The organism is Kitasatospora sp. NPDC003701, assembly GCF_053587085.1.
In genome coordinates this window covers 290159-315574 of record NZ_JBSFNM010000003.1, presented here as the reverse complement: position 1 = coordinate 315574, position 25416 = coordinate 290159, and the positions used below count along the sequence as shown (strand labels likewise).

Here is a 25416-nt window from a genome sequence, read left to right as displayed (position 1 = left end):
ATGAGCGAGAAGCCTGCCGCGGCCGGGAAGGACGGCCCGGTCTGCCGGCGCCTGGTCGGCCGCACGGCCGTGATCACCGGGGCGGGCAGCGGCATCGGTCTGGCCGCCGCCCGCCGGCTCGCCTCCGAGGGCGCCAGGGTGGTCTGCGCCGACGTCGACGAGGAGACCGGCAAGGCGGCCGCCCAGGAGGTCGGCGGCCTCTTCGTGCACACCGACGTCACCGATCCGTACATGGTCGAGGCGCTGTTCGACGAGGCCTACGAGACCTACGGCAGCGTGGACGTCGCCTTCAACAATGCGGGCATCTCGCCGCCGGAGGACGACTCCATCCTGACCACCGAGCTGGCGGCCTGGCGCAAGGTGCAGGAGGTCAACCTGACCTCCGTCTACCTCTGCTGCAAGGCGGCGCTGCCCTACATGCGGCGGCACGGGCGCGGCTCGATCATCAACACCGCCAGCTTCGTGGCCCGGATGGGCGCGGCCACCTCGCAGATCTCCTACACCGCCTCCAAGGGCGGGGTGCTGGCGATGTCCCGCGAGCTGGGCGTGCAGTTCGCGCGCGAGGGCATCCGGGTCAACGCGCTCTCGCCCGGGCCGGTGGACACCCCGCTGCTGCGCGAGCTGTTCGCCAAGGACCCGGAGCGGGCGGCCCGCCGGCTGGTGCACATTCCGCTCGGCCGCTTCGCCCGGCCCGAGGAGATCGCGGCCGCCGTCGCCTTCCTCGCCAGCGACGACTCCTCGTTCATCACGGCGAGCGAGTTCCTGGTCGACGGAGGCATCGCCGGGGCCTATGTGACCCCGCTCTAGAGGTGCCGTCGGGCCTTCTCACCGTAATCTCATGGAGAATGCCGGAAATCGGGTGTCGCGCTGATATCGCGTTTATCCGGCTGCCTTTAGATTCTCTGTCGTGAGCGAGCAGATTCCCGCCGGGTGGTACCCGGACCCGAAGGACACCACCAGCGATCCGCGACCGCAGCGCTGGTGGGACGGCAAGGGCTGGACGGCCGACACCCGGCCCGCACCCTCGGACGCCCCGCCGCCGGAGCCCGCGGCGCCCGGGGCTCCGGGGCCGGACGCGACCGCCGAGACCCGGGTGCTGGAGGGCGAGGTGCTGGGGAGCGGGCCGACGGTCCGCTACCCCGAGCCGCCCCCCTTCGGTGCCGCCTACGGCGCGGTCGCCCCGCCGCCGCCCAAGCCCCGGCGCAAGCCGTCCAAGCTGGTGGTCGCGGCCACCGTCGCGGCCCTGCTGGGCCTCGGCGCCGGCTCCGGGATCACCTACCTGGTGATGGACCACCACGGCGAGACGCGTGCCTCGCACCGCACTCCCCGGCAGGCCCCGCCGTACGGCGAGGAGGGCCCGTGGGGCGGGCTGCCCGATCTGGGCGGCCCCGGCAACGACGGCGGCCAGGGGAACGGCAACGGCAACGGCCAGGGGAACGGGAACGGCGGGAACGGCCAGGGCCGGGGCAACGGCCAGGGCAACGGGAACGGCAACGGCCAGGGCGGCAACGGCGGGAGCGCCCAGGGCGGCGGACCCGCCGCCGACCTGGTGAACCGGATCACCCTGCCCGTCCCCTCCGGCTGGCAGGGCGGCACCACCCCGGACGGCTTCGCCGCGCTGAGCGTGGGCTCCTACACCTGCGAGGGCGGCGGCAACTGCTCGCTGGGCGGCGCCAACACCGGCCGGATCGCCGGCGGCGGCACCGACGCCCAGGCGGCGGCCAAGGCCGACATCGAGAAGGCGGCCAAGGACTCGTACAACGACCTCAACTCCCACGAGGAGCTGAAGTCCGAGGCGGTCAAGGTCGACGGCCGGGACGGCTACCTGGTCCGCTGGAAGGTCGATGCGGCGAAGGGCAACGACGGCTACGTGCAGACCGTGGTCTTCCCGTCCGCCGACGGCAAGTCGCTGATCTCCGTCCACCTCGGCTTCGACATCGCCGACAAGGCGCCCGACGTCGCCGTGATGGACAGCATCGTCAAGGGCATCGCCGACTACACCGGCAAGGTGCCCGCCTTTCCGGGCGGCGCTGCCGGCCCCGACGGCGGCACCGCCACCACCTGACCGCGCTGCTCCGCTCACGTACGGCGGCCCACCCGGACTCGTCCGGGTGGGCCGCCGCCGTGTTCACACGCCCCGGTGGGGTTCGCCTGGGCCGGACCGCACGGGGGTCGGTGGGCGGCCCGGCCCAGGCTCCGGCGGTCAGGAGTCGCGTCGAACAGCCTCGAAGCGACGGCGCCGGAGCACCATGCCGGCCCAGCCGACGCTGATCGCGGCGGCGCCGGCCAGCAGCAGCGGACCGGTGGCCGAGCCGCCGACGGCGGCGCTGGCGGTCGGCACGACCGCGCCCGCCGGCTCGTTGGCGTTGCCGCCGTGCCCGTGGTGGGCGACGGTGGACTTGGACTGGCCCGCGGTGATCTGCTCCTCGCTCGGCGCGGCCGGAGCCTGCGCGGAGAGCGCCGAGACGGTCTGGCCGGCGGCGACCGCGTGCTGACCGAAGTCGACGTCGGAGCAGCTGTAGAACGCCTCGGGGCTGTCGCTGCGCTGCCAGACCATGTAGAGCAGCTGGCGGCCGGTGCGCTGCGGCAGCGTGCCGGTGTAGTTGTAGTACCCGTCCGTGGCGGTGCGGGTGACCTGCACCTGGGCGACCGGGGTGGACTCCAGGTCGGACCACTTCAGCGGCTTGGTCGGGTCGTAGCCGGCCTTGGTGATGTAGACGGTCTGGGTGCCGACGTGCGCGGCGGTGACGCGGAACTTGAAGTTGAACGAACCGGCGCTGACCGGGGTGGCCGGCCAGTCGGTGCGCGGCATGTCGAGCGCCTTGTACTTGTCGCGGTTGGCCGAGCAGAGCTTGCCGTCCGGGATCAGCGCCTGGTGGTTGCCGTTCGCGTTGGCGATGTTGACCTCGTTCCAGTCGTACAGCGGCTGGGTGCCGCTCATCGCCACGAGGTCCTTGCAGACCTGGGACTTGGGGGTCTCCGGGCCCTCGGCGTAGCAGGCCGCGATCCGGCTGACCGGGTTGGTCATGGCGCCGTGGGCACTGGCGGTGCCGGCGGCGGTCGTCGAAACGGCGAGGACCGCGGCGCCTATGACACCGAGGGACAGGGCACTTCGCTTGATGGACATGGGGTGGGGACTCCTTGACCGTCTTCCGGACCGAGAGTGTGGGGGATGGGCACGCCTGCCCGGGGCCCGCCGGCCCGGCGCGCGGGACCCGGGCTGAGCGTATGATTGGACTAGACCAACTGGCAATAGCCGGTTGTGGCGTACTTTTTGACGGACTGTAGCCGTACGCGCAGCACAGAGGCCCGGGGGGACGCAGGAGTTAGGCGTCCCCTCGGGCCTCTTTAAGGCTGGGAAAAGGTCAGCTCCGCAGCGGCGGCCCCGTCTGGTGGACGGTCATCCCCCCGGCGACGCTGCCGGCCTGGATCACATTGCCGTACACCGTCCCACTGAACGTGTTGTTCCGACTGTCCCCGCCCGGGGCCGGCAGCTGCGGCCTGAACTCGTCCAGAATGCCCTGGAGTTCCTCGGCCACCTCGGGGTTCTCCAGCAACGCCTGCCGCAGCCGGCCGCGCCAGGTGCCGGCCAGGTCGTTGACGGCCTCGGTGTCGCCGGCCGCCTGGGCGCGGACGATGGCCGTCCGCGAGCGCTCCAGGGCCGCCGCCTCCGCCTCGTCGGCCTCGCCCCGCCCGAACAGCGCGGCGAACCGCGAACGGGCCTGCGTCCAGGCCTCGGTGGCCATCAGCCCGACCAGGGTGGTGGCGCCCGACGTCACCAGTTGCTGCACGATCTCGGCATCCACGGCTGCCCCCTGGGGTCGCGTCCGGTCCTGTCCGCACCACGGTAGAGCAACGGCGGTGCCACGGAGGGGAATCCGGCGAGGTCAGAGGAAGGTCTTCAGCTCGCCCCGGTAGGTCGGGACGGTGCGCACCACCGTGTCGCCGTCGATCAGGTGCAGCTCGGCGAAGCGCTCGCAGAGCTCGCCCGCCTTGGCGTGCCGGAACCAGACCCGGTCGCCGATCAGCAGGTCGTCGGCGGCCGGGCCGAGCAGCGGGGTCTGCACCTCGCCGGCGCCCTCCATCGGGTCGTAGCGCAGCCCCGGCGGCAGGTAGGGCACCGGCGAGCGGTCCGGCCCGGCCGCGCCGGAGGCCGGGTAGCCGCCGCCGAGCACCGTCACCACGCCGAGGCCGGGCCGGCGCACCACCGGCTGGCCGAACAGCGCGGCCGGCCGGCCCCGGAACGCGCGGTAGTGGTCGAACAGCCGCGGCACGTACAGCCCGGAGCCGGCCGCCACCTCGGTGACCACCCGCTCGGCAACGGTCGACTCGACGCTGCCGGTGCCGCCGCCGTTGACGAACTCCAGCTCGGCCACCCGGCGCAGCCGCCGGACCACCGCCGCGCGCCGCTCGGCCAGTTCGGCCCGCGCCTTCGCCTGCATCAGCCGGATCATCCGTGAGCGCACCGGCCGCCCGGGCGGGCTGTCGCCCACCCCGGCGATGTGCCCCTCGTAGGCCATCAGCCCGACCACCCGGAACCCCCGGCGGCGCTGCACCAGCTCGGCGAAGGCGCCGAGGTCCTCGGGCGTGCGCAGCGGCGAGCGCCGGGCGCCGACCCGGACCCGCCCGCCGAACAGGTGCAGCGCGGTGTCCAGCTCCAGGCAGACCCGCACCTCGGCGGGGCCGGTCCGGGCCGCGTCGATCAGGTCGAGCTGGGCGGGGTCGTCCACCAGCACGGTGACGGCGGCGGCCAGCGCCGGATCGGCGGTCAGCTCGGCGAAGCCGGCCCGGTCGGCGGAGGGGTAGGCCAGCAGGACGTCGCCAACGCCCCCGCGGGCCAGCCAGAGCGACTCGTCGAGGGTGAAGCTCATCACCCCGGCGAAGCCGTCCGTGGCCAGGACCCGCTCCAGCAGCGCCCGGCAGCGCACCGACTTGCTGGCCACCCGGATCGGCTTGCCGGCCGCCCGGCGGACCAGGTCGGCGGCGTTGGCGTCGAAGGCCGCCAGGTCGACGACGGCCACCGGGCCGTCCAGGTGGGCGGTGGCCCGGTCGTACCGGGCTCGGTCGGCCGCCGGCGAGGGCGCGGCGGCGGTGCGGGCAGCAGCTTCGAGCGTGGCCATGGGCGCAGAGTGCCACACCGGACTACCGGTGGGTAGGCCTGTGACGGCGATCCGCCCCGACGGCGCGCGATCCGCCTCGCTCCGGCGGCGGGTGTGAGGTGGCATAGGGTCGGCCGGGTGGACCGCAAGAACATCCCGAACCCAGGATTCGCCGCCGACGACGGCACCGCCGACCCGGCGCTCGCCGAGGCGCTCGCACGCTGGTCGCAGGAGCGCGCGGCCGAGCCGGAGGTGCTCGCGGCGCTGATGCCGACCCGGCTGATGGTCCCGATCGTCGCCGTCCTCGGCGAGGTGGAGCTGGACGAGCACGGGCACAAGCACGAGAAGACCAGTGACATGGCCGTCCCGGTGATCGAGGCGGCGGACGGCCGTCGCGCCCTGCCGGCCTTCACCTCGATGGAGGCGATGACCCGCTGGCGGGCCGACGCCCGGCCGGCGCCGGTCGCCGCCCCGCAGGCCGCGACGGTCGCCTTCTCCGAGCGGGCGGACACCCTGCTGATCGACCCGGCCGGCCCGGTGCCCTACCAGCTGTCCGGGGCCCGGCTGCGCGCGCTGGCGGAGAACCGGCCGTACCTGCCGCCGGTGCGCGACCCCGAGGTGCGCGAGGCCGTCCGGGCGCTGCTGGCGGCCGAGCCGCAGGTGGTGAGCGGTCTGCTGGCGCCGTACCGGGAGGGGGACGGCCTGCTCGCGGTGGTGTTCGACCCGGCGCTGGACCAGGAGGCCGTCCAGGCCGCCGCGCAGCGGGTCGGGCAGGCCGTCGCGGCCGACCCGGTGCTGCGGGTCCGGCTCGACCGGGGCCTGAGCCTGGCCGTCCTGCCGGCCGGTGCCGAGCTGCCCGGTGAGCCGCTGTACCGCCGGTAGCGGCCGCGGCAGGGCCTAAGGCGAAGCGGGCCGGGGCGCAGGACGACAGGACGGCGGTGCCCCCTCGGCCCGGTGGGCGAGGGGGCACCGCCGTGTCCTGGTGGTTCTCAGGCGTAGACCGGCCCGGTGAACTTCTCGCCCGGCCCGGTGCCCGGCGCGTCCGGGACGATCGACGCCTCGCGGAAGGCCAGCTGGAGCGACTTCAGGCCGTCCCGCAGCGGGGCGGCGTGGAAGTTGCTGATCTCGGGGGCGCCGGCGGTGACCAGCCCGGCCAGTGCGGTGATCAGCTTGCGCGCCTCGTCGAGGTCCTTGTCGGCCTCGCCGCCCTCGGCCAGGCCGCACTTGACGGCGGCGGCGCTCATCAGGTGCACCGCGACGGTCGTGATCACCTCGACGGCCGGGACCTCGGCGATGTCCCGGGTGAGGTCGTCGAAACCGATCGCCTCGTCGTCCGCGGCGGGGTTCTGGGTGGGCTCGCTGCTCAAGGGGGGCTCGTTCCGTCGTGCCGGTGTCCGTACCCGAGGAGCGTACAAGGGGGCGGGCGAGGACCCGGGCCGCGGGGAGCGAGGGGCGGAATACCGGGCACGGCCGAAACGCTGTATGCTTCGAGACTGACCGGCCAGGAGCTCTCCGAGGGCCCCCGGCCAGCAAGTGGAGGCTCCACCCAGGAGGCCCGAGAGGGCAACCGCGAAAGTCTCCCACCCGATCGGCCTCGCGGTCGACGGGTCCCGGTCCGCGACGGGCGCCCAGGCGCCGAGTCGCCCGCAGCACCCCTCACCGGGTGCGGCCCCCGGTTGTGTGGAGCCCCGCTTGTACCGAGCGGGGCTTTTTTCGTGTCGCGGTGCATGCAGTGCCAACCAGCAAGGTAGGCAGCGCAGCACGAATGAAGCCCCGCCCAGTGGTCGAGTCCACTACGTGCGACCGCCGTCCGACGGCCGCATCGCAGAAGGTGCAACCGAGGAGGCCCCATCAGCACCGAGCCCCGCATCAACGACCGGATTCGCGTCCCCGAGGTGCGACTCGTCGGTCCCAGCGGCGAGCAGGTCGGCATCGTGCCGCTTGCCAAGGCGCTGGAGCTCGCGCAGGAGTACGACCTCGACCTCGTCGAGGTCGCGGCGACCGCCCGGCCGCCGGTGTGCAAGCTCATGGACTACGGCAAGTTCAAGTACGAGTCGGCCATGAAGGCCCGTGAGGCGCGCAAGAACCAGGCGCACACGGTCATCAAGGAGATGAAGCTCCGGCCGAAGATCGACCCGCACGACTATGACACCAAGAAGGGTCACGTCGTCCGGTTCCTCAAGCAGGGCGACAAGGTCAAGATCACGATCATGTTCCGCGGTCGTGAGCAGTCCCGCCCCGAGCTGGGCTTCCGACTGCTGCAGCGGCTGGCCAACGACGTCCAGGACCTGGGCTTCGTCGAGTCCTCGGCCAAGCAGGACGGCCGAAACATGATCATGGTTCTCGGCCCGCACAAGAAGAAGACCGAGGCGATGGCCGAGGCCCGCGCCCTCGCGGACGCCCGTAAGGCCGAGCGTCAGGGCCGCACCCCCGGCTCCGACGCCGCCGACGTCGACGTCGACGAGGACGCAGCGCTTGAGGCCGAGAACGCCGCGGCCGAGGCGGAGGCCGACGAGGCCGACGCCGAGGACGCCGTCGAGGTCGAGCAGCCGGCCGAGGCCTCCCAGGACGCCTGAGCCTTCACCGGCCAGGGCGGTTCGGGAGACCGGCCACCAAGGTGACCGGGCGTCCGCCCGGTCATCGCAGATCCATCCTTCACGCCCGCGCGGCGCACACCGCGCGGGCGTGGACGGACCGACGAGGAGATACGGCGAAATGCCGAAGCAGAAGACGCACAGTGGCGCCAGCAAGCGCTTCAAGATCAGTGGCTCTGGCAAGGTGCTGCGCGAGCGCGCCGGCCGCCGCCACCTCCTGGAGCACAAGCCCTCGACGCTGACCCGCAAGCTGGCCGGCACCGTCGAGCTGGCCCCCGCTGACGCCAAGAAGATCAAGAAGCTTCTCGGCAAGTGATCGCCCTCCCGCCCGGCGTGAGCCGTGAGCGGGGCAGCTGATCCTTCCCGACCCATTCGAATGACGGACCGCGTGAAGTAGTCCGTGGTCCAACCCAAGGAGTAATCAAGTGGCACGCGTCAAGCGGGCAGTCAACGCCCACAAGAAGCGCCGGGTCATCCTGGAGCGCGCCAGCGGCTACCGGGGCCAGCGCTCGCGCCTGTACCGCAAGGCCAAGGAGCAGGTCACCCACTCGCTGGTCTACAACTTCAACGACCGCAAGAAGCGCAAGGGCGACTTCCGTCAGCTGTGGATCCAGCGCATCAACGCTGCGGCCCGTGCCAACGGCATCACCTACAACCGCTTCGTGCAGGGCCTGAAGGCCGCCAGCGTCGAGATCGACCGCAAGATGCTGGCCGACCTCGCGGTCAACGACCCGGGCGCGTTCGCCTCGCTCGTCGAGGTCGCGCAGAAGGCGCTGCCGGCCGACGTCAACGCCCCGAAGGCCGCCGCCGACGCCGCCTGATCCTCCTGGATCGGCCTGATCCTCCCGGATCGGTTCCGTCGCACTGACCGGACCCGCAGGCTCTCCCTGCGGGTCCGGTTTTGCGTTCCCCCCGCCACAGTCCCTGCACGCCACCGGCGCCCCGCCTCAGAGACGAGACCATGTCGAGCACCGACACCCCCCTGCTGACCTCCCTGCGCTCGCCCCGCGTCGTCGCCGCCCGCCGGCTCGCCAAGCGGAACCAGCGCACCAAGGAGCGCCGCTTCCTCGCGGAGGGCCCGCAGGCCGTCCGCGAGGCCGTCGCGTTCGGGACGCTGCCGGGCTCGGCCGACCACGCCGTGGTCGAGGTCTACACCACCCCGGAGGCCGCCGAGCGGCACGCCGGCATCGTCGCCGCCGCCCTCGCCGAGGGGCTGCCGGTGCTCACCGCCACCGACGAGGTCATCGCGGAGATCTGCGACACCGTGACCCCGCAGGGCATCGTGGCGCTCTGCCGGTTCATCGACACCCCGTTCGCCGAGGTGCTCAAGGCCCGCCCCAAGCTGGTCGCGGTGCTCGCCCACGTGCGCGACCCCGGCAACGCCGGCACCGTGCTGCGCACCGCCGACGCGGCCGGCGCGGACGCCGTGGTGCTCACCGACGCCTCGGTGGACCTGTACAACCCGAAGGCGGTACGCGCCTCCGTCGGCAGCCTGTTCCACCTCCCGGTCGCCGTCGGCGTGCCGGTGGAGGAGGCGGTCGGCCGGCTGCGCGAGGCCGGCGTGCGGGTGCTGGCCGCGGACGGCGCGGGGGAGCGCGACCTCGACCAGGAGCTGGACGAGGGCACCCTGGGTGCGCCCGGCGCATGGGTGTTCGGGAACGAGGCCTGGGGGCTCCCGGAGGAGACCCGCGCACTCGCCGACGAGGTGGTGCGCGTGCCGATCCACGGACACGCCGAGAGCCTCAACCTCGCGACGGCCGCCGCGGTCTGCCTCTACGCCTCCGCCCGGGCCCAGCGCTCGCCCGGCGGCTGCCGCGCGCAGGCGTAGACCGCCCCCGGGCGCCCCCGGAAGTCGCCATCGCGACGCCGCGGGCCCTACTGCGGGGGGCCGCGAGACGCTAGGGTCTGCCTCGGTGGGGGGAAAGACACGGTGGGTAATCGGGGAGGACACCCATGGTCGGCAGCGGGCCAGAGCTCGACCCGGACGACCTGCCGGACGGCCTGGTGGTCGCCGACGCCCTGGGCCGGGTGGTCTGCTTCAACCGCGCCGCCGCCCGGCTGACCGGCATCGTCCGGGAGAGCGCGCTCGGCAGCCCGCTGGAGCACGCGCTCCCGCTGGAGGACCTGGACGGCCGCCGCTGGTGGCAGCTGACCGACCCGTACGGCGGCCTGGCGACCCGCACCAGCCAGCCCGAGCGCAACCTGCTGCTCCCCGGCGGCCGCGAGGTGCTGGTCTCCGCCCGGTACGTGCGGGCCCGCCCGCAGGCGCCGCTGGAGCGGCTGGTGATCGCGCTGCGCGGCACCGAGGCCCGCCGCCGCACCGAGCGCAGCCACGCCGAGCTGATCGCCACCGTCGCGCACGAACTGCGCTCGCCGCTCACCAGCGTCAAGGGCTTCACCGCGACCCTGCTGGCCAAGTGGGAGCGGTTCACCGACGGGCAGAAGCGGCTGATGCTGGAGACCGTCGACGCGGACGCCGACCGGGTCACCCGGTTGATCGCCGAGCTGCTGGACATCTCCCGGATCGACGCCGGCCGGCTGGAGCTGCGCAAGCAGGTGGTCGACCTGGCCGCCGCCGTGCGCCGGCACGTGGACCGCAAGGTCGCCACCGGCATCCCCGAGGACCGCTTCGACATCCGGATCAGCGAGCCGCTCACCGTGCTGTGGGCCGACCCGGACAAGGTCGACCAGGTGCTGGCGAACCTGCTGGAAAATGCGGTGCGCCACGGTGAGGGAACTGTCACGATCGAGGTGGCACCGGCCAAGGAGGTCGTCGAGGCACCCGTCTGGGAGCGCTCCGGCACCCCGCCCCGCACAGTGGAAGGCACCGCGGTCACCGTGAGCGACGAAGGAACGGGCATCCCCGAGGACTCGATGCCGCGCGTCTTCACCCGCTTCTGGCGCGGCTCCAAGCGCGGCGGCACCGGCCTGGGCCTCTACATCGTCAAGGGCATCGTCGAGGCCCACGGCGGCTCGATCCGCGTCGACCGCGCGCCCGGCGGCGGCGCCCGGTTCCGATTTATCCTGCCCGCCGGCGTGCCCGACTTCATGCTCTGACGGAGCCTGGAGGACAGCCGCGGCAGGCTCCGCGGGCGGCGACGCCGCCCCGGGGCACGCGGCGGATCGGGAGGCCGGGCGGGCTTGACGGCAGCCGCGCTACGCGCTGCGACTACACTCGACCTTTGGCGTTGTGGGACGCCCTGCGCGGCCGTGCCGCGGACACCCCCTCCCGAGTACCGCGGCGGGGGCTGCCCGTGCCCCGGCCACACCGGGCGTCACGCGAAGGCACGAGCCCTTACCTGAGCACGGACGAGCAGGAGCACGGGAAGATAGAGATGTCGGCACCCAACAAGTCTTACGACCCGGTCGAGGTCGAGGCCCTCAAGCCCGAGGTGGTGGAGCAGGCCCGGGACGAGGCCGTCCAGGCCTTCGCCGCCGCCACCACCCTCGACGAGCTGAAGCAGGCCAAGGTCGCCCACACCGGCGACCGCTCCGCGCTCTCCCTCGCCAACCGCGAGATCGGCGCCCTGCCCCCGCACGCCAAGGCCGCCGCCGGCAAGCTGATCGGCCAGGCCCGCGGCGCCGTCAACCAGGCGCTCGCCCGGCGCCAGGCCGAGCTGGAGGCGGAGCGCGACGCCCGTGTCCTGGTCGAGGAGGCGGTGGACGTCACGCTGCCCTACGACCGGGCCCCGCGCGGCGCCCGCCACCCGCTGACCACGCTGGCCGAGCGCATCGAGGACACCTTCGTCGCGATGGGCTACCAGGTCGCCGAGGGCCCCGAGGTCGAGGCCGAGTGGCTGAACTTCGACGCCCTCAACCTGGGCCCGGACCACCCCGCGCGCTCGATGCAGGACACCTTCTTCGTCCAGGCCCCGGACGGCTCCGCCGACTCCGGCGTGGTGCTGCGCACCCAGACCTCCCCGGTCCAGGCCCGCACCATGCTCGACCGCGAGCCCCCCATCTACGTGGTCTGCCCCGGCCGGGTCTACCGGACGGACGAGCTCGACGCGACCCACACCCCCGTCTTCCGCCAGGTCGAGGGTCTGGCCGTGGACGAGGGCATCACCTTCGCGGACCTCAAGGGCACCATCGAGCTGCTGGTCTCCAAGCTGATCGGGGACGGGCTGGAGCTGCGCTGGCGGCCCTCGTACTTCCCGTTCACCGAGCCGAGCGCCGAGATCGACCTGCAGTGCTTCGTCTGCCGCGGCGAGAGCGTCGGCAACCCGGACCGGCCCTGCCGCACCTGCTCCTCCGAGGGCTGGATCGAGCTCGGCGGCTGCGGCGTGGTCAACCCGCGGGTGCTGGTCGCCTGCGGCATCGACCCGAACCGCTACAGCGGGTTCGCCTTCGGCCTGGGCCTGGAGCGGATCCTGATGAACCGTCACAACGTCGCCGACATGCGCGACATGGTCGAGGGTGATGTGCGATTCACCCTCCCGTTCGGGATGGAGATCTGATGCGCGTCCCGCTTTCCTGGCTGCGCGAGTACGTCGACCTGCCGGCCGGCGAGACCGGCCGCGACGTGGCGGAGCGACTGGTCCGGGCCGGTCTGGAGGTCGAGACGGTCGAGCAGATCGGCACCGACCTCAAGGGCCCGCTGGTGGTCGGCCAGGTGCTCTCCATCGAGGAGCTCTCCGGCTTCAAGAAGCCGATCCGGCACTGCTACGTCAACGTCGGCGACGCCAACGGCACCGGCGAGCCGCAGGAGATCGTCTGCGGCGCGACCAACTTCGCCGTCGGCGACAAGGTCGTCGTCGTCCTGCCGGGCGCCGTGCTGCCCGGCCCGTTCCCGATCGCGGCCCGCCAGACCTACGGCCACACCTCGGCCGGCATGATCTGCTCCGCCCGCGAGCTGGGCATGGGCGACGACCACGACGGCATCATCGTCCTCCCGCCGGAGTACGAGCCCGGCACCGACGCCATCGAGCTGCTCCAGCTCGTCGACGAGGTGCTGGACATCGCCGTCACCCCGGACCGCGGCTACTGCCTCTCGATGCGCGGGGTGGCCCGCGAGGCCGCCGCCGCGTACGGGCTGCCGCTGGCCGACCCGGCGCTGCTCGACGTGCCGCCGGCGAACTCCTACGGCTACCTGGTCAAGGTCGCCGACCCGGCCGGCTGCGACCGCTTCGTGGCGCGCACGGTGATCGGCCTCGACCCGACCGCCAAGTCGCCGATCTGGCTCCAGCGCCGCCTGCAGAAGTCCGGCGTCCGGCCGATCTCGCTGGCCGTGGACATCACCAACTACGTGATGCTGGAGGTCGGCCAGCCGCTGCACGCCTACGACAAGCAGCGCGTGGACGGCCCGATCCTGGTCCGCCGGGCCGAGCCGGGCGAGAGCCTGACCACCCTGGACGGCGTCGAGCGCAAGCTCTCCGCCGAGGACCTGCTGATCTGCGACAACAGCGGCCCGATCGGCCTGGCCGGCGTCATGGGCGGCGCCTCCACCGAGATCCTCGACCCGGCCGCCGGGCCGGGCACCACCGAGGTGATCATCGAGGCGGCGCACTTCGACCCGGTCGTCATCGCCCGCGGTGCCAAGCGGCACAAGCTGCCCTCCGAGGCGTCCAAGCGCTTCGAGCGCGGCGTCGACCCGGAGGCCGCCCGCGCCGCCGCGCAGCGCGCCGTCGACCTGCTGGTCCTGATCGCCGGCGGCACCGCCGAGGCCGGGGTCACCGACATCGCGGCCCCGCACCCGGTGCGCACCATCACCATCGCCGCGGACCTGCCGGACCGCGTCGCCGGCGCCGCGTACGGCCGCGAGACCGTCACCCGGCGCCTGCAGGAGATCGGCTGCTCCGTCGCGGGCGCCGACGTCCTGGAGGTCACCCCGCCGACCTGGCGCCCCGACCTCACCGACCCGTACGACCTCGCGGAGGAGGTCATCCGCCTGGAGGGGTACGACAACGTGCCCGCCCGGATGCCCACCGTGCCGCCGGGCAAGGGCCTGACCGAGGCCCAGCGCACCCACCGCCGGGTCGGCGTCGCGCTGGCCGGCGCGGGCTACGTCGAGGTCAACAACTACCCGTTCGTCGGCGAGGCCGCCTTCGACGGGCTCGGCCTGGAGAAGGACGACCGGCGCCGCCGCACGGTGAAGCTGGTCAACCCGCTCAACGACGAGGAGCCGGCGCTGCGCACCACGCTGCTGCCGGGCCTGCTCGGGGCGCTGCGCCGCAACATCGGCCGCGGCAACACCGATCTGGCGATCTTCGAGACGGGGACCGTCTTCCTGCCGAAGGACGAGCAGAGCGTCGCGCCGCGCCCGGCCGTCGACCGCCGTCCGAGCGACGAGGAGCTGGCCGCCCTCGACGCCGCCCTCCCGGACCAGCCGCGCCGGATCGCCGCCGCCCTCGCGGGCGAGCGGCTGCCGTCCGGCTGGTGGGGCAAGGGCGCCCCGGCCTCCTGGGCCGACGCGATCGAGGCCGCCCGTGCGGTGGCCCGCGCGGCCGGTGTCGAACTGGCCGTCCGCCAGGGCCGGCTGGCTCCGTGGCACCCGGGCCGCTGCGCCGAGCTGGTGGTCGCCGGTACCGACCGGGTGGTCGGCCACGCCGGTGAGCTGCACCCGCGCGTCGTCAAGGCGCTCGGCCTGCCCGAGCGCACCAGCGCGATGGAGGTCGACCTCGACCTGCTGACCGCCGACGGTGCCGTGCGGGCCTCGGGCCCGGCCGTCTCCGCGTTCCCGGTCGCGACCCAGGACGTGGCGCTGATCGTGGACGCGGCCGTCCCGGCCGCCGAGGTGGAGGCCGCGCTGCGTGCCGGTGCCGGCGAACTGCTGGAGGCCATCCGGCTGTTCGACGTCTTCACCGGCGAGCAGGTCGGCGCGGGCAAGAAGTCGCTGGCGTACGCGCTGCGCTTCCGCGCGGCGGACCGCACGCTGACCGCCGACGAGGCCACCGCGGCCCGTGGGGCGGCCGTGGCCGAGGCCGTCGCCCGGACCGGCGCGGTGCTGCGCGGCGCCTGACGCGCACCCTGCGGAAGGGCCCCGTCGCCGGTTTCCGGCGGCGGGGCCCTTCGTCGTCCGGCGCCGCCGGTCCGGGGCGCCCGGCGGCCGCCGGACCGGGCGGCCTGACCTGGGTCTTTGAAGAGTTTGCGTCAAAGCCCTTGCGGGCCCGGGGCGGTGGGCGCTATTTCTTGGTTAGGAAAGTTTCCTAACTCCCCGCCGGCGGCACCCCCACGCCCGCCCCCACGGAATACGGAGCGTCAGATGCACCGTCCGCAGCACCGCACCGTCCGCATAGCCCTCGCCGCCCTGCTGGTGGCCGCGCCCGCCACGGTGGTGGCCGCGGGCGCCGCCCACGCGGCGCCGACCGCCGCCGTCGTCCAGGTCAAGGCCGTCGGCCTGGACGACCCGCACAAGAAGGACATCGCGATGCAGCTGGTGTCCAGTGCCGAGAACTCCTCGCTGGACTGGAAGTCGCAGTACAAGTACATCGAGGACATCGGCGACGGCCGCGGCTACACCGCCGGCATCATCGGCTTCTGCTCCGGCACCGGCGACATGCTCGACCTGGTCGAGCACTACACCGACCTCAAGCCCGGCAACGTCCTCGCCAAGTACCTGCCGGCGCTGCGCAAGGTGAACGGGACGGAGTCGCACTCCGGCCTGGGCAGCGCCTTCGAGAAGGACTGGGCCGCCGCCGCCAAGGACAGCGTCTTCCAGAAGGCGCAGAACGACGAGCGCGACCGCGTCTACTTCAACCCAGCCGTCAACCAGGCCAAGGCCGACGGCCTGCGCGCGCTCGGCCAGTTCGCCTACTACGACGCCATCGTGATGCACGGCGGCGGCTTCGACCAGGCGGGCTTCGGCACCATCCGCAAGAACGCCATGAAGAAGGCCAAGACGCCGGCTCAGGGCGGCGACGAGGCCACCTACCTCAAGGCCTTCCTGGACGCCCGCCGGGCCGCCATGAAGCTGGAGGAGGCGCACTCCGACACCAGCCGCGTCGACACCGAGCAGCTGGTCTTCCTCAACGCCAAGAACTTCGACCTCAACCCCCCGCTGAAGTGGAAGGTCTACGGCGACAGCTACGCCATCAACAGCTGAGCCGCGCCGGCCGCGGAGGCCGTTCGCCCGGCCTCCGCGGCCGCCCGTTTATCGGGTGACACCCCGCCGCATTCGCTGATACGTTCGGCGACGTGGCAAAGCTGAACCAGATCATCGCCGTCGAAAAGGGCGTCAAGTCCAAGTCGTTCCAGGAGCTGACGCAGTCCCACCAGGACTTGCAGAAGCCCGCGTTGCTGGCCGGCATCTCCCGGACGTACCAGCCCAAGGACGAGGAGGGTGAGCAGCTCCCCCCGGAGTCCACCCGCGTCCAGGTCAAGGCCGAGGACGTCCTGCGGACCACCGCCGCGACGCTGTCCCGGCTGTTCGACGTCACCGCGACCAAGGACTGGGCCAACACCGAGGCCCGCGCCGACGTCGTGGTCGACGGCCGCACCCTCGTCGCCGAGGTACCGGTCACCTACCTGCTCTTCCTGGAGAAGCAGCTCACCGACCTGCGCACCTTCGTCCGCAAGTTGCCGGTGCTGGACGCCGCCGAGGCCTGGAACCACGACGCCTCCACGGACTCCTGGAAGACCGAGGTGGTGCGCACCATCCGCACCAAGAAGGTGCCGCGCAACCACGTGAAGGCCGAGGCGACGGAGAAGCACCCGGCGCAGGTCGAGGTGTACTACGAGGACATCGCGGTCGGCTACTGGACGACCGTCAAGTTCTCCGGGGCCCTGCCGGCCCGGCGGGTGAACGAGCTCCTGGAGCGGGTCGAGAAGCTCCAGCAGGCCGTCCAGTTCGCCCGCGAGGAGGCCAACGGCTCCGAGGTCACCGACCGCCGGGTCGGTGATGCGGTGTTCGGCTACCTGTTCGGGTAGCCCCCAGATCGCCCCCGTATGAGAGCGGGGGTGGCGCCAAGAGCGCAAGCTGATACTGAGGTTGAAGCTGATAGCAGGGGAGAACGTGGAGGTTCGAGTCCTCCTCCCGGCACTTCGCGCCGGGGTGGCCCAACATGGCAGAGGCGCCCCTGTAAGACTCAGACTCTCGCTCCAGACTCAGCATTCGCCGCCGAGCGCCGGATCGACCGGGTGTGTGCCGTAAGCGTCGGATGCGGGTTCGACTCCCGTCTGCGCCTCTCCCATGGCGCGGTAGCTCCAATGGCAAAGCACGATGCTGTGAGAATGACCCACACCCTTAAACGTGCCGGTGCAAGCAATTGGGTGGCACCTCAGGGGCCCGGGCAGCTGGATACCGCTCCCGGGCCCCGTCACCGTTCCCGCCGTCCGGGCGCCCGCGGGGCGGTCGGTCAGGCGCCCGCGGTGTAGTCGTAGAAGCCCCGGCCCGACTTGCGGCCCAGCAGGCCCGCGTCGACCATCCGGGAGAGCAGCGGGGGAGCGGCGAACAGCGGCTCCTTGTACTCGTCGTACATCGACTCGGCGATCGAGACGATGGTGTCCAGACCGATCAGGTCGCACAGCCGCAGCGGGCCCATCGGGTGGGCGCAGCCGGCCTCCATGCCCTTGTCGATGTCGGACGCGGTCGCCACGCCCGACTCGAACATCCGCACCGCCGACAGCAGGTACGGCACCAGCAGCGCGTTCACCACGAACCCGGCCCGGTCGCGGGCGCGGATCGGCTCCTTGGCGAGCACCTGGGAGGCGAAGGCCTCGACCCGCTCGGTGGTGGTGGCCGAGGTGGTCAGCGTCGGGATCACCTCGACCAGCTTCTGCACCGGCGCCGGGTTGAAGAAGTGCAGGCCGATCACCTGCTCCGGGCGCGAGGTGGCGGCGGCCAGCTTCACGATCGGGATCGACGAGGTGTTGGAGGCCAGGATCGCGTCCCGGCGCTCGACCACCTGGTCCAGCGTCTGGAAGATCTGGACCTTGATGTCCTCACGCTCGGCGACCGCCTCGACCACCAGGTCGCGGTCGGCGAAGTCGGCCAGGTCGGTGGTGAAGGACAGCCGGCCCAGCGCCTCGTCGCGGTCCTCGGGGGTCAGCTTGCCCCGCTTGACCGCCGTCTCCAGCGAGTTGGTCAGCCGGGTGCGACCGAACTCCAGGGCCTCCCCGCTGGCCTCCGACACCAGGACGTCCAGCCCCGCCCGGGCGAACACCTCCGCGATGCCCGACCCCATCAGACCGCAGCCGATCACTCCGACGCGCGCGATGTCACTCACTCAGTTGCCCTTCGGTGGTGCCGGGGATCCCCCAGCGACAGGTGTCCCAGCAAGCTGCTGTTCAGCGGGCGGGTGCACCGGTATGTGCGCACCGACTCACCGCCCCGACGACGTTACTACTCCGTACCCGTCGGTAGGTCATCCCCTCCCCGGCTGGGCCGGCCGTCCGGGCCGCTGATCCGAACGGGTGAGCCCCGGCCGGGGAACCCGTGCGCCCGGGGTCCGGCACGCCCGCCGCCGGACAGAATGCGGGTCGGTCGGGGGCCACGCGAAGGGAGCAGGGGATGCCGACGGGATCGCTCACAGGACAGGTCGCCCTGGTCACCGGAGCCGGCCGGGGCATCGGCCGGGAGATCGCCATCGGCCTCGCCGCCGAGGGCATGGCCGTCGGCCTGGTCGGACGCACCCACGAGACCCTCACCGACACGCTCAAGGAGTGCGCCCGGCACGGCGCCCGCGGCGTCGCCGTCACCGCCGACGTCACCCGCCCCGGCTCGGTGCGCGAGGCCGTCCGCGTCGTCGAGCGCGACCTCGGCCCGGTCGACCTGCTGATCAACAACGCCGGCCAGGTCGACCGCACCGAGGCCCCGCTCTGGGAGACCGACGCCAACCAGTGGTGGCAGGTGATCGAGACCAATCTGCGCGGCCCCTACAACCTGCTGCGCTGCGTCCTGCCCGGCATGGTCGAGCGCCGCCGCGGCCGCGTGGTCAACCTCAACACCGGCTTCGCCCTGCGCCCCGACGGCCACTACACCGCGTACGCCACCTCCAAGAGCGCGCTGCTGCGGCTCTCCGACAACCTGGCCGACTCGCTCGCCGAGCACGGCGTGGTGATCCTCGACATCAGCCCGGGCGCGGTCGCCACCGACATGACGGCCGGCATGCCGATGTTCCGGTCCATGAAGACCTGGGGCTCCGTCCCGTACATGGTCGCGGTGACGGTGGACGCCGCCCGCGGCCGCTTCGACGCGCTGCACGGCCGGTTCATCCACGCCGGGCGGGACAACCTGGAGGAACTGGTCCGCCGGGCGGAGGAGATCCGCGCGACGGACGCCCGCACGCTGCGGCTGCGCCCCTACGGGCCCGACGACCCGATGGGCTGACCGCCCGCGGGGCCGCTACGGCACGGCGGCCCGGCAGCGCCCCCCCTCACAGGGCCAGGAGCGCGGCCAGTTCCTCGGCGGTGAGCGAGCCGGGGGCGCGCCCGGTCCGGGCGAACGCGTTGGCGAGCCGCTGCAGGGCCTCGTTGAGCGGCGTCGGCACCCCGTGCAGCCGGCCGAGCTGCACGATCTCGCCGTTCAGGTGGTCCGCCTCGATCGAGCCGGTGCCGCGTGCCAGGCTCTGCCAGGACGAGCTGCCGCTGCGCGGCGCCCCCGCGACCGGTGCCTGCCGCAGCACCTCCCCGGCCAGCCGGACCTGGTCGAGCGGGTCGTGGTGGGGGATGCCGGCGGCGGCCAGCACCGCCGCGCCCTCCGCCGTCACCCGCCGCTGGAGGCCGCCGAGCGGCTCGCCCTCGATCCGGCCGGCCACCGCGTCCAGCGCGTTGCCGAGGTTGCCGAGGAGCTTGGCGTACTTCCAGCGCATCACCTCGGCGTCCACCGGCGCGCGGAACGCGGACCCGGCCAGGTCGGCGGCGATCGACGCGGCGCGCCCGCCGCCGTCGCCGGCGGGGTAGCCGCCCAGCCGCAGCACGCCGCTGACCGGCGTCCCGCCGGCGGTGATCCGGCCCGGCTCCAGGTGGTTGGACGGCAGCCAGACGCACATCGCCAGCACCTCGCGGAAGGCGCGCAGCGCGAGGCGCTCGTTCTCCACCCCGTTCTGGGCGCAGACCAGCGGCAGCCGCTCGCCGGCCGTGCCGCCGCCGGCGACCGGTCGCGGCGCCCAGTCGGCCAGGGCGGCGGCGGTGTCCTGGGTCTTGACGGCGAGCAGCAGGACGTCGTCCGGCCGCAGGTCGACACCCCCGGGCCCGCCGACGACGGGGATCCGCAGCGTCCGGGTGCCCTCCGGGGTGCCGAACCGCAGGCCCCGCTCCCGCAGCGCCGCCAGGTGCGCGCCGCGCGCGACCAGCAGGACGTCGTGACCGCCCTCGTGCAGCCGGGCACCGATCGTGCCGCCCACCGCACCCGCCCCGATGATGATGTAGCGCATGGCCGACAGCATGGCACGGGCGCGCGGGGGCGATCAGCGGGAGGCCGGGACGGTGGCGGCGGGCCTCAGGCGCAGAGCCGGCTGGCGGTGACCGGTGTGAGCCCCGCCTTGGTGAGCCCGTCCAGGATGGCCGGCAGCGCGTCCACCGTGCACTGGTGGCCCATGTGCAGGGCGACCACCGAGCCGCCCCTGACCGAGCCGAGCACCCGGCGCTGGAGCTCGGCCGCGCTCGGATCGCTGTAGTCGCGCGGGTCGACGTCGAAGGAGAGCACGTGCTCGTAGCCGACCGCCCGGGCCTGCTCGCGCACCATCGGCGTGGCGTACTGGGCGGCGGACGGCCGGAACCAGCGGCCGATCGAGCCGGTGAGCCGTTGCAGCCGCTCCGCGCACTGGGCGATCTCGGCGCGCGCCTGGTCGGGGCTCATCGCGGAGATGTTCTGGTGGTTCTGGGTGTGGTTGCCCAACTCGTGGCCGCCGTCCAGGATGCGGCGGGCCATCTGCGGCTGCTGGTCCAGCCAGCTGCCGACGGCCATCACGGTGAGCCTGGCACCGCGCTGCTCGGCGATCTCCAGCAGGGCGGTGGCCAGCCTCGGGTCGCCGCTGCCGTGGAAGGTCAGGGCGACGTTCCGGCCGGTCCGCGGTCCGTACACCACCTCGGCCGGGGTGCCCGGGGCGAGCGGCGTGAGGACCGGCGGGGCCGGTGGCGCGGCGGTCGTCGCGGCCGCGGCGGGGGAGGCCGCCGCCTGCGGGTCGGCCGGCGCGGCGGTGGCGCTCGGGGCGGGGGAGGCCGGGCCCTCGCCGGGCGCCCAGGCCGGGTCGACCGCCGCCGGGTCGCCGCCGGCCGGGTCCACGGTGCCGGGGTGGACGGCGAGCGAGCCCGGGTCGGCCCGGCGGGGGGTGGCCCCGGCACAGGCTCCGAGCAGCCCGCCGACGGCGGTGAGGGCGGCCAGCCGGGCGGTGGCGCGCAGGACGGTGCGGCGGTCGGCGGTCATCCGGTCGGCAGTCATCGGCAGCCAGCATAGAGACGGTGAAACGCCGAGGCGATTCGAGGACGGCGCCGCCGCCCCGCGGAACGACGTGCACCCACACCATCCCCGAAGAGCGGCGGAATCCTGAACTCCCGCTGTCTCCACGGCGTGTTGTCGGATACGATCACCGCGCACCGCGTGGTGGGCCCCGACAGGTGCGCCCGTGCCGACCGGTGCCCCGCCGAGGCGCTCCGGCGCCGTGACGGGCAGGCATTCCGGCAGTGAGCTTGAGGGGGCGGAAGCAGGATGCACGAGGACACCGCGACGACGGACGTCGGTACGGACTGGGACTGGGTGAAGGCCGAGGACTGGCAGCCGCCGACCGAGCTGGACACCGGCATCCCGCACACCGCCCGGATGTACGACTACTACCTCGGCGGCAAGGACAACTTCGAGGTCGACCGCAAGGCCGCCGAGGCCGCCATCGCCGCCTACCCCGCGCTGCCGCTGCTGGCCCGCACCAACCGCGAATTCCTCGGCCGCGCCGTCGAGTTCGTGGCCGGCCGGGGCATCCGCCAGTTCGTCGACATCGGCACCGGCATCCCCGCCGTCGGCTCCACCAGCGAGGTCGCCCGGCGGGTCGCCCCGGACGCCCGCGTGGTGTACGTCGACAACGACCCGATCGTGGCCACCCACGCCCGCGCCCTGCTGGCGAGCCACAAGGCCGGCCACACCTCCGTCATCGAGGCGGACCTCCGCGACCCGGCCACCATCCTCGACCACCCCGGCCTGCGCGCCGCCGTCGACCTCGACCGGCCGGTGGCCCTGATGCTGGTCGCGGTGCTGCACTTCATCCGGGACGAGGACGGCGCCCAGGAGATCGTCCGCACCCTGCGCGAGGCGCTCGCTCCCGGCAGCGCGCTGATCCTCTCGCACGGCAGCCCCGACTTCGCGTCGCGGGAGAGCGCGGCCGAGGGCGCCCGGATCTACAAGAGCGCCAGCGCTCCGCTGGTGCTGCGCCCGCGCGCCGCCGTGGAGCCGTTCTTCGGCGACTTCGGGTTCGCCGGGCCCGGCCTCGTCCAGCTGCCGCTCTGGCGCCCCGAGGCCGGCCACGTCCCGACCGGCGAACTGCCCGGGGGCTGGCAGGACGTCTCGGCCTACGCCGGGGTGGCCTTCAAGGCCTGACCCGTTCCGGGCCGGGACCGTCTTCGGCCGGGCCTGTTCCGGGCCCGGCCCGTTGCGAACCCGACCCGGTTCCGGCCCGTTCCCGGGCCTGAACCACCGCGTGGCCCACCGGCCCCGGCGCCCGCTACGGGCACCGGGGCCGGTCCGCGTCCGCCCGCGGCCCGGACCGGAATTCACCGCACAGGGGGACGCTTCGGCGGAAAATGCCGCGACGACCCGGCGCGCGCGGTGTTACTTTTCGGATCATGAACCCCCTGAGCGAGAACGAGATCCGCGGCTCCTTCGTCAACTGTTCCAAGGGCGAGGCCCGTCGGCTCAACCTGCCCCGGGGTCTGGCCGAACTCCCCTGGGAGCACCTGGACTTCCTCGGCTGGCGGGACCAGGGCGCGCCCGACCGCGCCTACCTGGTCGCCGAGCACGGCGGCGAGCTGGTCGGCGTCACGCTGCGGGTGCCGTCCGTGCGCCGCAGCCTGACCAAGACCAACGTGTGCTCGCTGTGCCTCTCCGCCCACGCCGGCTCGGGCGTCGCGCTGCTGGCCGCCCGCCGGGCCGGCGTCGCCGGCCGCGAGGGCAACACCGTCGGCACCTACATCTGCGCCGATCTGGCCTGCTCGCTCTACCTGCGCGGGCTGAAGAAGTCCGCGCTGGTCAGCCGGGCCGAGGAGTCGCTGTCGCAGGAGGAGCTGATCGCCCGCACGGTGGCGAACCTGGACGCCTTCCTGACCAAGGTCCGCACCGACACCTCGGCCTGACGCCTCCGGGCCTCCGGGCCGACGGCTCCCTGGGTCGACGGCTCGCTGGGTCGACGGGTCTCCGGGCCGACGCGCGTGCCGGCCCGGGCCCGGCGCTAGCCGTGGCGCAGCTGGTCCAGCTCGCGCCGGTCCCGCTTGGTGGGCCGGCCGGCACCCCGGTCGCGCTCGCCGGCCGTCGCCAGCAGCTCGCGCGGCGGCCTCGGCGGGCCGGTCTCCACCAGGCACTCGGCCGCGACACCGGCCCCGACCCGCTTGCGGACCAGCCGCTTCACCACGACGACCCGCTCGAAGCCGTCCTGGCGCACGCGCACCTCGTCCCCGGGCTTCAGCGCCTGCGCCGGCTTGACCCGCTCCCCGTTCACCCGCACGTGCCCGGCCCGGCAGGCGGCCGCCGCCAGCGCCCGCGTCTTGGTGAGCCGCACCGACCAGATCCAGCTGTCCACCCGGACGCTTCCCTCGTCTTCGACCATCCTCCGAGCCTACCCACGGCCGGCCCGGCCCCGCGCCGGGGGACGGCGAGGGCCCCGCTACGCGGGCGGCGACTCCTGGACCGCCCAGCCGTTGCCGTCCGGGTCGTTGAAGAAGACGAAGGAGTTCCACGCCCCGCCGCGGCCGTCCACCCGGGCGCCGTCCTCGAAGTGCTGGACCGGGCTCACCTCCACACCCCGCGCCACCAGCTCGCCGTGCGCCTTGGTGATGTCCGGCACCACCAGTTGCAGGCCCTTCAGCGAGCCCGGCGGCGCGTCCGTCACGCCGGTGCCCACCACGATCGAGCAGCCCGATCCCGGCGGGGTCAGCTGCACCACCCGGACGCCGTCACGGATCCGGGTGTCGTGGTCGACGGTGAAACCGGCCTGTTCCTCGTAGAAGAGCTTGGCCCGGCCCACGTCGGACACCGGGACCACCACCACTTCGAGCTTCCAGTCCATGGCCCAATCCCCTTCCGGTCAGGACCTTCCGGTCGGGCCCCTCCAGTATCGGCCGTCCGAGCGGCCGGCGCCCGGCGGTCGGCTAGCCTGAGATCACGATGAACCGCCTCAGCACGCCCACCGCCGCGACCCCCTTCACCACCCCGTGGGGCACCTTCGACCTCACCCGCTTCCCGGAGGACCCGCGTGAGCGGCTGCGCGCCTGGGACGCCGCCGACGAGTACCTGCTGCGCCACCTCGCCGGCGAGGCCGACAGCGCGCAGGGCGGGGCCACCGAGCTCGCCGGCCGCACCGTCGTCGTCCTCGGTGACCGCTGGGGTGCGCTGACCACCGCGCTGACCACCGCGCTGGCCCCGGCGCTCACCCCGGCCCCGGCCCCGGCCGCCGCGCCGACGCCCGCGCCGGCCGCCGCTCCGGTCCAGATCAGCGACTCCCACCTCGGCCGGCAGGCCACCCTGGCCAACCTCGCCCGGGCCGGCGCCGCCCCCGACGCGGCCCGGCTGCTCACCACCCGCGACACCCCGCCCGAGCGCATCGACGTCCTGCTGGTCCGCGTCCCCAAGAGCCTCGCGCTGCTGGAGGACCAGCTGCACCGCCTCGCGCCGGCCCTGCACCCCGGCACGGTGGTGATCGGCACCGGCATGGTCACCGAGATCCACACCTCCACCCTCCAGCTCTTCGAGCGGATCCTCGGCCCGACCCGCACCTCGCTCGCGGTCCGCAAGGCCCGGCTGATCTTCTGCATCCCCGACCCGGCGCTCGACCCGGGCCCCAACCCCTGGCCGCACAGCTACGCCCTGCCCGGTGACATCGGCCCGGCCTCCGGGCGCACGGTGGTCAACCACGCCGGCACCTTCTGCGCCGAGCGTCTGGACATCGGCACCCGCTTCCTCCTCGGCCACCTGCCCGCCGCCGCCCCCGGCGCCCGGGTCGTCGACCTCGGTTGCGGCAACGGCGTGGTCGGCACCGCGGCGGCCCTCGCGAGCCCCGGCGCCGAGCTGGTCTTCGTCGACGAGTCGCACCAGGCCGTCGCCTCGGCCGAGGCCACCTTCCGCGCGAACCTCGGCCCGGACGCGCCCGCCGAGTTCCTCACCGCCGACGCGCTCGGTACGGACGCCGTCCCGGCCGGCTCGGTCGACCTGGTGCTCAACAACCCGCCGTTCCACTCCCACCAGGCCACCACCGACGCCACCGCCTGGCGGATGTTCACCGGCGCCCGCCGCGCCCTGCGCCCCGGCGGTGAGCTCTGGGTGGTCGGCAACCGTCACCTCGGCTACCACGTCAAGCTCCGCCGCCTCTTCGGCAACTGCGAACTCGTCGCCGGCAACCCGAAGTTCGTGGTGCTGCGGGCCGTCCGCCGGTGAACCGGCCGGGCACCGCCCCGGCGGTGCCCGGAGCCGGGGCGGCACGTGATCAACTAAGGGTAGCCTAAGCTCATGTCGCCGTCGGGTCGGGAAACCGCCCACGGCGGACGGCGCACCCCGGCACCCGGGTGCGGGCCGGTCGCAGGGTGGCCCCGGCTCGCACTCCCTTGCATGGATGTTCCGTGATGCGTATATTCATGCTCCGACCAAGGAG

Annotated in this window: 25 protein-coding genes; 16 read left to right on the top strand and 9 right to left on the bottom strand. The window is 73.6% G+C overall.

Going from position 1 to position 25416, the window contains the following annotated elements; genetic code table 11:
* Positions 1-807: a 3-oxoacyl-ACP reductase gene (locus ACWDRR_RS05065; protein ID WP_449770784.1), complete on the top strand. Its 807-nt coding sequence runs from the start codon at positions 1-3 to the stop codon at positions 805-807.
* 100 nt (positions 808-907) lie between these two features.
* Entirely contained in the window at positions 908-2065 is a 1158-nt protein-coding gene (locus ACWDRR_RS05060; protein WP_449770783.1) for a DUF2510 domain-containing protein, read from the top strand.
* A gap of 138 nt (positions 2066-2203) precedes the next feature.
* Here ACWDRR_RS05060 and ACWDRR_RS05055 read toward each other — a convergent pair whose 3' ends face one another.
* From ACWDRR_RS05055 to ACWDRR_RS05045, 3 genes are all read right to left on the bottom strand, one after another.
* Positions 2204-3127 carry a lytic polysaccharide monooxygenase auxiliary activity family 9 protein gene (locus ACWDRR_RS05055; RefSeq protein WP_449770782.1) on the bottom strand — a complete coding sequence of 308 codons (924 nt, stop codon included), beginning with the start codon at positions 3125-3127 and terminating at the stop codon, positions 2204-2206.
* Positions 3128-3365: 238 nt separating this feature from the next.
* Positions 3366-3806, bottom strand: a complete 441-nt coding sequence (locus ACWDRR_RS05050; RefSeq protein ID WP_449770781.1) for a hypothetical protein — start codon at positions 3804-3806, stop codon at positions 3366-3368.
* 81 nt (positions 3807-3887) lie between these two features.
* The gene (locus tag ACWDRR_RS05045) at positions 3888-5120 is read right to left on the bottom strand and encodes an amino acid deaminase/aldolase (protein WP_449770780.1); all 1233 of its coding nucleotides are present in this window, start codon (positions 5118-5120) and stop codon (positions 3888-3890) included.
* Positions 5121-5237: 117 nt separating this feature from the next.
* On the opposite strand from ACWDRR_RS05045, the gene ACWDRR_RS05040 reads away from it, so the two are divergent.
* The gene (locus tag ACWDRR_RS05040; protein WP_449770779.1) at positions 5238-5981 is read left to right on the top strand and encodes an SseB family protein; all 744 of its coding nucleotides are present in this window, start codon (positions 5238-5240) and stop codon (positions 5979-5981) included.
* Between the two features lie 107 nt (positions 5982-6088).
* Here ACWDRR_RS05040 and ACWDRR_RS05035 read toward each other — a convergent pair whose 3' ends face one another.
* Positions 6089-6466 carry a DUF1844 domain-containing protein gene (locus ACWDRR_RS05035; RefSeq protein ID WP_329486878.1) on the bottom strand — a complete coding sequence of 126 codons (378 nt, stop codon included), beginning with the start codon at positions 6464-6466 and terminating at the stop codon, positions 6089-6091.
* 483 nt (positions 6467-6949) lie between these two features.
* Between ACWDRR_RS05035 and infC the strand changes: the two genes are divergently transcribed.
* The 9 genes from infC (at position 6950) to ACWDRR_RS04990 (ending at position 16558) form a co-directional block, all read left to right on the top strand.
* On the top strand, positions 6950-7675 hold the full coding sequence (infC, locus tag ACWDRR_RS05030) for a translation initiation factor IF-3 (protein WP_449770803.1): 726 nt from the start codon (positions 6950-6952) through the stop codon (positions 7673-7675).
* Positions 7676-7814: 139 nt separating this feature from the next.
* Positions 7815-8009 carry a 50S ribosomal protein L35 gene (rpmI, locus tag ACWDRR_RS05025; RefSeq protein WP_030055648.1) on the top strand — a complete coding sequence of 65 codons (195 nt, stop codon included), beginning with the start codon at positions 7815-7817 and terminating at the stop codon, positions 8007-8009.
* Between the two features lie 109 nt (positions 8010-8118).
* Positions 8119-8514: a 50S ribosomal protein L20 gene (rplT, locus tag ACWDRR_RS05020; protein ID WP_030055649.1), complete on the top strand. Its 396-nt coding sequence runs from the start codon at positions 8119-8121 to the stop codon at positions 8512-8514.
* Between the two features lie 140 nt (positions 8515-8654).
* Positions 8655-9521, top strand: coding sequence for a TrmH family RNA methyltransferase (locus ACWDRR_RS05015; protein ID WP_449770778.1), 867 nt, complete (start codon positions 8655-8657; stop codon positions 9519-9521).
* Positions 9522-9646: 125 nt separating this feature from the next.
* Positions 9647-10750: an ATP-binding protein gene (locus ACWDRR_RS05010; protein ID WP_449770777.1), complete on the top strand. Its 1104-nt coding sequence runs from the start codon at positions 9647-9649 to the stop codon at positions 10748-10750.
* 278 nt (positions 10751-11028) lie between these two features.
* Entirely contained in the window at positions 11029-12150 is a 1122-nt protein-coding gene (gene pheS, locus ACWDRR_RS05005; RefSeq protein WP_449770776.1) for a phenylalanine--tRNA ligase subunit alpha, read from the top strand.
* A complete protein-coding gene (gene pheT / locus ACWDRR_RS05000; RefSeq protein ID WP_449770775.1) occupies positions 12150-14651 on the top strand; it encodes a phenylalanine--tRNA ligase subunit beta in 2502 nt (833 codons plus the stop codon). Before pheS ends, pheT begins: the two co-directional genes overlap by 1 nt.
* Positions 14652-14894: 243 nt before the next feature.
* The gene (locus tag ACWDRR_RS04995) at positions 14895-15734 is read left to right on the top strand and encodes a chitosanase (protein ID WP_449770774.1); all 840 of its coding nucleotides are present in this window, start codon (positions 14895-14897) and stop codon (positions 15732-15734) included.
* 92 nt (positions 15735-15826) lie between these two features.
* Positions 15827-16558, top strand: coding sequence for a DUF7873 family protein (locus ACWDRR_RS04990; protein WP_449770773.1), 732 nt, complete (start codon positions 15827-15829; stop codon positions 16556-16558).
* 428 nt (positions 16559-16986) lie between these two features.
* Here the strand turns inward: ACWDRR_RS04990 and ACWDRR_RS04985 are convergent, their stop codons facing one another.
* Positions 16987-17856 (bottom strand): 3-hydroxybutyryl-CoA dehydrogenase, encoded by an 870-nt coding sequence (locus ACWDRR_RS04985; protein WP_449770772.1) that lies wholly within the window; start codon positions 17854-17856, stop codon positions 16987-16989.
* Positions 17857-18140: 284 nt separating this feature from the next.
* Here ACWDRR_RS04985 and ACWDRR_RS04980 point away from each other — a divergent pair, with 284 nt between their 5' ends.
* On the top strand, positions 18141-18959 hold the full coding sequence (locus ACWDRR_RS04980) for an SDR family NAD(P)-dependent oxidoreductase (RefSeq protein WP_449770771.1): 819 nt from the start codon (positions 18141-18143) through the stop codon (positions 18957-18959).
* A gap of 46 nt (positions 18960-19005) precedes the next feature.
* On the opposite strand, the gene ACWDRR_RS04975 is transcribed toward ACWDRR_RS04980, so the two are convergent.
* Positions 19006-20004, bottom strand: coding sequence for a ketopantoate reductase family protein (locus tag ACWDRR_RS04975; protein ID WP_449770770.1), 999 nt, complete (start codon positions 20002-20004; stop codon positions 19006-19008).
* A 65-nt stretch (positions 20005-20069) separates the two neighbouring features.
* A complete protein-coding gene (locus ACWDRR_RS04970) occupies positions 20070-21011 on the bottom strand; it encodes a polysaccharide deacetylase family protein (RefSeq protein ID WP_449770769.1) in 942 nt (313 codons plus the stop codon).
* Positions 21012-21278: 267 nt separating this feature from the next.
* On the opposite strand from ACWDRR_RS04970, the gene ACWDRR_RS04965 reads away from it, so the two are divergent.
* Complete coding sequence (locus tag ACWDRR_RS04965) at positions 21279-22157, top strand: SAM-dependent methyltransferase (RefSeq protein ID WP_449770768.1); 879 nt, start codon at positions 21279-21281, stop codon at positions 22155-22157.
* A 245-nt stretch (positions 22158-22402) separates the two neighbouring features.
* Entirely contained in the window at positions 22403-22909 is a 507-nt protein-coding gene (locus ACWDRR_RS04960) for an FBP domain-containing protein (RefSeq protein ID WP_449770767.1), read from the top strand.
* A 95-nt stretch (positions 22910-23004) separates the two neighbouring features.
* Here the strand turns inward: ACWDRR_RS04960 and ACWDRR_RS04955 are convergent, their stop codons facing one another.
* The gene (locus ACWDRR_RS04955; RefSeq protein ID WP_449770766.1) at positions 23005-23379 is read right to left on the bottom strand and encodes an RNA-binding S4 domain-containing protein; all 375 of its coding nucleotides are present in this window, start codon (positions 23377-23379) and stop codon (positions 23005-23007) included.
* 57 nt (positions 23380-23436) lie between these two features.
* Positions 23437-23838: a VOC family protein gene (locus ACWDRR_RS04950; RefSeq protein ID WP_449770765.1), complete on the bottom strand. Its 402-nt coding sequence runs from the start codon at positions 23836-23838 to the stop codon at positions 23437-23439.
* A 98-nt stretch (positions 23839-23936) separates the two neighbouring features.
* Here ACWDRR_RS04950 and ACWDRR_RS04945 point away from each other — a divergent pair, with 98 nt between their 5' ends.
* On the top strand, positions 23937-25202 hold the full coding sequence (locus ACWDRR_RS04945; protein ID WP_449770764.1) for a methyltransferase: 1266 nt from the start codon (positions 23937-23939) through the stop codon (positions 25200-25202).
* Positions 25203-25416 lie beyond the last annotated feature (214 nt).